The following is a 4,301-nucleotide window of genomic DNA, read 5'->3' as shown; positions in this document are numbered from 1 at the left end:
GATATCGTGTGATATCAGGAGGTGAAGCGTGAGCGATATCCTGGTCCGCGATGTTCCCAACGATGTGGTGGCTGCGCTCGACACGTTGGCCGCCCGACTAGGGCTGTCCCGTAGCGAATACATCCGCCGCCGTCTCACCCAAGACGCCCAGACGATCCGAGTGCCGGTCACCGACGCTGATCTCCGAGCGTTCGCGCAGACCTTCGCCGACTTGGGTGACGCCGAGGTGATGTCGCGGGCGTGGGATGAGTCCGAGTAGCACGTGGCTGATCGACAAGTCCGCTCTTGTTTGCCTAGGCCGGAGCCCCGCCGCGTCAGCATGGGCTAATCGGATCGAGCGAGGTCTGGTGCGAATCGCCAATATCACCCGCTTGGAGGTCACCCACTCGGCTCAAACAGCGGCGGCGGCGCGCCACGGATTTCGCGTATCGCCGCTCTCCGTCATGCCGGTCGAATACCTGACGCCGGCGATCGAGAATCGGGCGTTGGAAGTTCAACTGCTGCTTGCCGACAAGGGAATGCATCGGGCGCCGTCGATCCCGGATCTGATGATTGCGGCCACCGCAGAACTCGCCGGCTTGGTCGTCCTCCACCTCGACAAGGACTTCGACCTGATCGCGGGGATCACCGGACAACGAGTGGAACGACTGACGGTCTGACCGACAAGCCTGCGGTGCCCGCGGCGGTAGTGTGAGCTGTATAACACCGTCGATAAGGAGTGCCGAAAAATGACCGTCTTCGCACGTCCGGGTTCCCCCGGGGCGCTGATGTCCTTCGAATCGCGGTACGACAACTTCATCGGCGGCGAGTGGGTGGCGCCGGCCGCCGGCCGCTACTTCGAAAACCTGACGCCGGTGATCGGGCGGCCGTTCTGCGAGGTGGCGCGCTCGGATGCCACCGACATCGACAAGGCCTTGGACGCCGCCCACGGGGCAGCGGGGGCGTGGGGCAAGACCGCGCCGGCCGAGCGGGCCGCGGTCTTGAACCAGATCGCCGACCGGATCGATGCGCATCGTGATGCGCTGGCGCTGGCCGAAGTCTGGGACAACGGCAAACCGATCCGGGAGACGTTAGCCGCCGACATCCCGTTGGCCGCCGACCATTTCCGGTACTTCGCCAGCGCGCTGCGGGCCCAGGAGGGCTCGCTGAGCCAGATCGACGACGACACCGTCGCCTATCACTTCCACGAGCCGCTGGGGGTGGTCGGCCAGATCATCCCGTGGAACTTCCCGATCCTGATGGCGACCTGGAAGCTGGCGCCCGCACTGGCCGCGGGTAACTGTGTGGTGCTCAAGCCCGCCGAGCAGACGCCGGCGTCGGTGATGTTCCTGATGTCGTTGATCGGTGACCTGCTGCCACCGGGCGTGGTCAACGTCGTCAACGGATTCGGCGCCGAGGCGGGCAAGCCGCTGGCGTCGAGCAACCGGATCGCCAAGGTCGCCTTCACCGGGGAGACCACCACCGGTCGGCTGATCATGCAGTACGCCAGCCAGAACCTGATCCCGGTCACCCTGGAGTTGGGCGGCAAAAGCCCCAACATCTTCTTCAACGACGTGATGGCCGCCCACGACGACTTCTGCGACAAGGCGCTGGAAGGCTTCACGATGTTCGCGCTCAACCAGGGCGAGGTGTGCACGTGTCCGTCGCGCAGCCTGGTGCAGGCCGGCATCTACGACGAGTTCCTGGAACTGGCGGCCATCCGCACCAAGGCCGTGCGCCAAGGCGATCCGCTGGACACCGAGACCATGGTCGGCTCGCAGGCCTCCAATGATCAGCTGGAAAAGGTGTTGTCCTACATCGAAATCGGCAAAGGTGAGGGCGCCACGATCATCACCGGCGGCGAGCGCGCCGAGTTGGGCGGCGACCTGTCCGGCGGTTACTACGTGCAGCCCACCATTTTGGCCGGCAACAACACGATGCGGGTCTTCCAGGAAGAGATCTTCGGGCCGGTGGTCTCGGTCGCATCGTTCACTGACTACGACGACGCCATCTCGATCGCCAACGACACCCTCTACGGGTTGGGCGCCGGAGTGTGGAGCCGCGACGGCAACACCGCCTACCGTGCCGGTCGCGACATCCAGGCCGGCCGGGTGTGGGTCAACTGCTACCACGTCTATCCCGCGCACGCCGCGTTCGGCGGATACAAGCAGTCCGGCATCGGCCGGGAGAATCACAAGATGATGCTCGATCACTACCAGCAGACCAAGAACCTGCTGGTGTCCTACAGCGACAAGGCGCAAGGCTTCTTCTGATGGTGACGCCCCGGGTGGTGGTCGCCGCGGACGCTGCCGCGCTGCTCGACCGGCTGCGAGAACAGCACGGGCCGTTGATGTTTCACCAGTCCGGTGGCTGCTGCGACGGCTCGTCGCCGATGTGCTATCCCGACGGGGACTTCATCGTCGGTGACCGCGACGTACTGCTCGGCGTGCTGGACGTCGGACCCGACGGGGTGCCGGTGTGGATCTCGGGGCCGCAATTCCAGACCTGGAAGCACACTCAGCTCGTCATCGACGTGGTGCCCGGCCGCGGTAGCGGGTTCAGCCTGGAAGCACCCGAGGGTATGCGATTCCTGTCCCGCGGACGCGCCTTCACCGACCGCGAAAACGCCGAGCTGGCTGCGACGTCGGTACTCACCGGGGTCGACTACGAGCGCGGCGAGCGGATGCCGGAACGCGCCCCGGTGGTCGCGGCTGCCGTCGAGGCGTGCCCAGTTCCGGCGGGGCGCGCCGCGCCGCTAAAGCCGTAGCGGGCAACCCCGGCAGTATCGTTGAAGCGTGATCCCGCTGCCGCGGCCCTGGCTGTTGACCAGTGCGATGCTGGTCGGGCTGGCGGCTGGCGTGCTGGGCGCCGCGGCCGCGCTGACCGTGGAACACGCCCGCATGCGTCCCGACATTGCGATCGCGTTGGTGGTCGGATTTCCCAGCGCCGTCGGGCTGCTGGTGGTGTTGATGGCCCGACGCCGATGGCTGACGGCACTGGGCGCCTTCATCCTGGCGTTGGCACCGGGATGGTTCGGTGTGCTCGCCCTGGTCGAGGTCGTGACCCATGGGTGAGCACGAACGGGTGGAGACCGAGTCGATGCCGCTGACCGAGCCGTACCGACCCGCGTTCGACACCGGTATGCAGCCGAAAGCCGAGCCCGCCGTGATCGAGCCCGAGGTACGGCCTCGCCGGCGGTGGTTGCGCCGGAAGTCGGCCGACAGCTCCGATCAGCCCGTGAGCGGCCTTATGGCGACGGCGTACACCGAGACCGAAGCGCCGCCGTCTGCAGCGCTTCCGGCGGTCGCGGCGTTCGGCCAGCTCTACCTGAAGTGGTGGAAGTTCGTGTTGATGCTGCTCGCGGTCTGGGTGCCGGCGGGCGCGGCCGGGGCGGGACTTTTCTATTGGTGGAGCCATGACGCCTCCAAACACAAAACCACCGTGGTCTTCGTCGTCTTGGCCTATGTCGTGGTGACGACGGTCGCCGGGCTGATCCTGGCCATGGCGTCCGATCGGCCGCTGCTGTCGGCGCTGTCGATCGCGATGCTCTCGGCCGTCTTCGCCGCTGTCGTCGGCGCGGCCCCGGTGTATGGCACGTTCTACTGCGAGCACAGCCAACGGCCCTGCGTCGCGGGCGTGCTGCCGTACTGAAGCAACCGCACCACTAGGCTAGGTGCCGTGACTTCTCACTATGACGTTGTCGTCCTCGGAGCCGGACCCGGTGGATACGTAGCGGCCATCCGCGCTGCTCAGCTGGGACTGAATACCGCCATCGTTGAGCCGAAGTACTGGGGCGGAGTCTGCCTCAACGTCGGCTGCATCCCGTCCAAGGCGTTGCTGCGTAACGCCGAACTCGCGCACATCGTCACCAAGGAAGCCAAGACCTTTGGCATCAGCGGCGAGGTGACCTTCGACTACGGGGCTGCCTTCGACCGCAGCCGCAAGGTGGCCGAGGGCCGGGTGGCGGGTGTGCACTTCTTGATGAAGAAGAACAAGATCACCGAGATCCACGGCTACGGCCGCTTCACCGACGCCCACACACTAAACGTGGACCTCAACGAGGGCGGTAGCGAACAGGTCACGTTCGACAACGTCATCATCGCCACCGGCAGCAGCACCCGGCTGGTTCCCGGCACCTCGCTGTCGAAGAACGTGGTCACCTACGAGGAACTGATCCTGACCCGCGAGCTGCCCGAGTCGATCATCGTCGCCGGCGCCGGGGCGATCGGTATCGAGTTCGCATACGTACTCAAAAACAAAGGAGTCGAAGAGACGAACCTCGAGATCCAGCCGCGCGCACTAACCAAAGAAGAAGTAGAGCA

At 65.6% G+C, this 4,301-nt stretch carries 7 protein-coding genes; all 7 read left to right on the top strand.

Going from position 1 to position 4,301, the window contains the following annotated elements; translation table 11 throughout:
* Positions 1-28 precede the first annotated feature (28 nt).
* Complete coding sequence (vapB, locus tag AC2VOU_RS01590) at positions 29-259, top strand: type II toxin-antitoxin system VapB family antitoxin (protein WP_486955777.1); 231 nt, start codon at positions 29-31, stop codon at positions 257-259.
* Positions 246-659: a PIN domain-containing protein gene (locus AC2VOU_RS01585; protein ID WP_486955776.1), complete on the top strand. Its 414-nt coding sequence runs from the start codon at positions 246-248 to the stop codon at positions 657-659. The genes vapB and AC2VOU_RS01585 overlap by 14 nt, the downstream gene beginning before the upstream one ends.
* A gap of 69 nt (positions 660-728) precedes the next feature.
* Positions 729-2,252: an acetaldehyde dehydrogenase ExaC gene (gene exaC / locus AC2VOU_RS01580; protein WP_486955775.1), complete on the top strand. Its 1,524-nt coding sequence runs from the start codon at positions 729-731 to the stop codon at positions 2,250-2,252.
* A complete protein-coding gene (locus AC2VOU_RS01575) occupies positions 2,252-2,746 on the top strand; it encodes a DUF779 domain-containing protein (RefSeq protein WP_486955774.1) in 495 nt (164 codons plus the stop codon). Before exaC ends, AC2VOU_RS01575 begins: the two co-directional genes overlap by 1 nt.
* A 28-nt stretch (positions 2,747-2,774) precedes the next feature.
* Positions 2,775-3,053, top strand: a complete 279-nt coding sequence (locus AC2VOU_RS01570; RefSeq protein ID WP_486955773.1) for a putative holin — start codon at positions 2,775-2,777, stop codon at positions 3,051-3,053.
* On the top strand, positions 3,046-3,630 hold the full coding sequence (locus AC2VOU_RS01565; protein WP_486955772.1) for a hypothetical protein: 585 nt from the start codon (positions 3,046-3,048) through the stop codon (positions 3,628-3,630). Before AC2VOU_RS01570 ends, AC2VOU_RS01565 begins: the two co-directional genes overlap by 8 nt.
* A 27-nt stretch (positions 3,631-3,657) precedes the next feature.
* Positions 3,658-4,301 (top strand): FAD-dependent oxidoreductase (locus AC2VOU_RS01560; protein WP_486955771.1); only part of this gene is annotated, 644 nt, incomplete at its 3' end.

Source organism: Mycobacterium sp. TH-M25 (assembly GCF_057473665.1).
Note: the sequence above shows the minus strand (reverse complement) of the source record. Positions and strands in the feature narration are given on the sequence as shown.

Bases quoted from the DNA above. Each gene is read 5' to 3' on its own strand.
- exaC (WP_486955775.1), top strand. From the start codon at position 729: ATGACCGTCTTCGCACGTCCGGGTTCCCCCGGGGCGCTGATGTCCTTC.
- AC2VOU_RS01585 (WP_486955776.1), top strand. From the start codon at position 246: ATGAGTCCGAGTAGCACGTGGCTGATCGACAAGTCCGCTCTTGTTTGC.
- AC2VOU_RS01565 (WP_486955772.1), top strand. From the start codon at position 3,046: ATGGGTGAGCACGAACGGGTGGAGACCGAGTCGATGCCGCTGACCGAG.
- AC2VOU_RS01575 (WP_486955774.1), top strand. From the start codon at position 2,252: ATGGTGACGCCCCGGGTGGTGGTCGCCGCGGACGCTGCCGCGCTGCTC.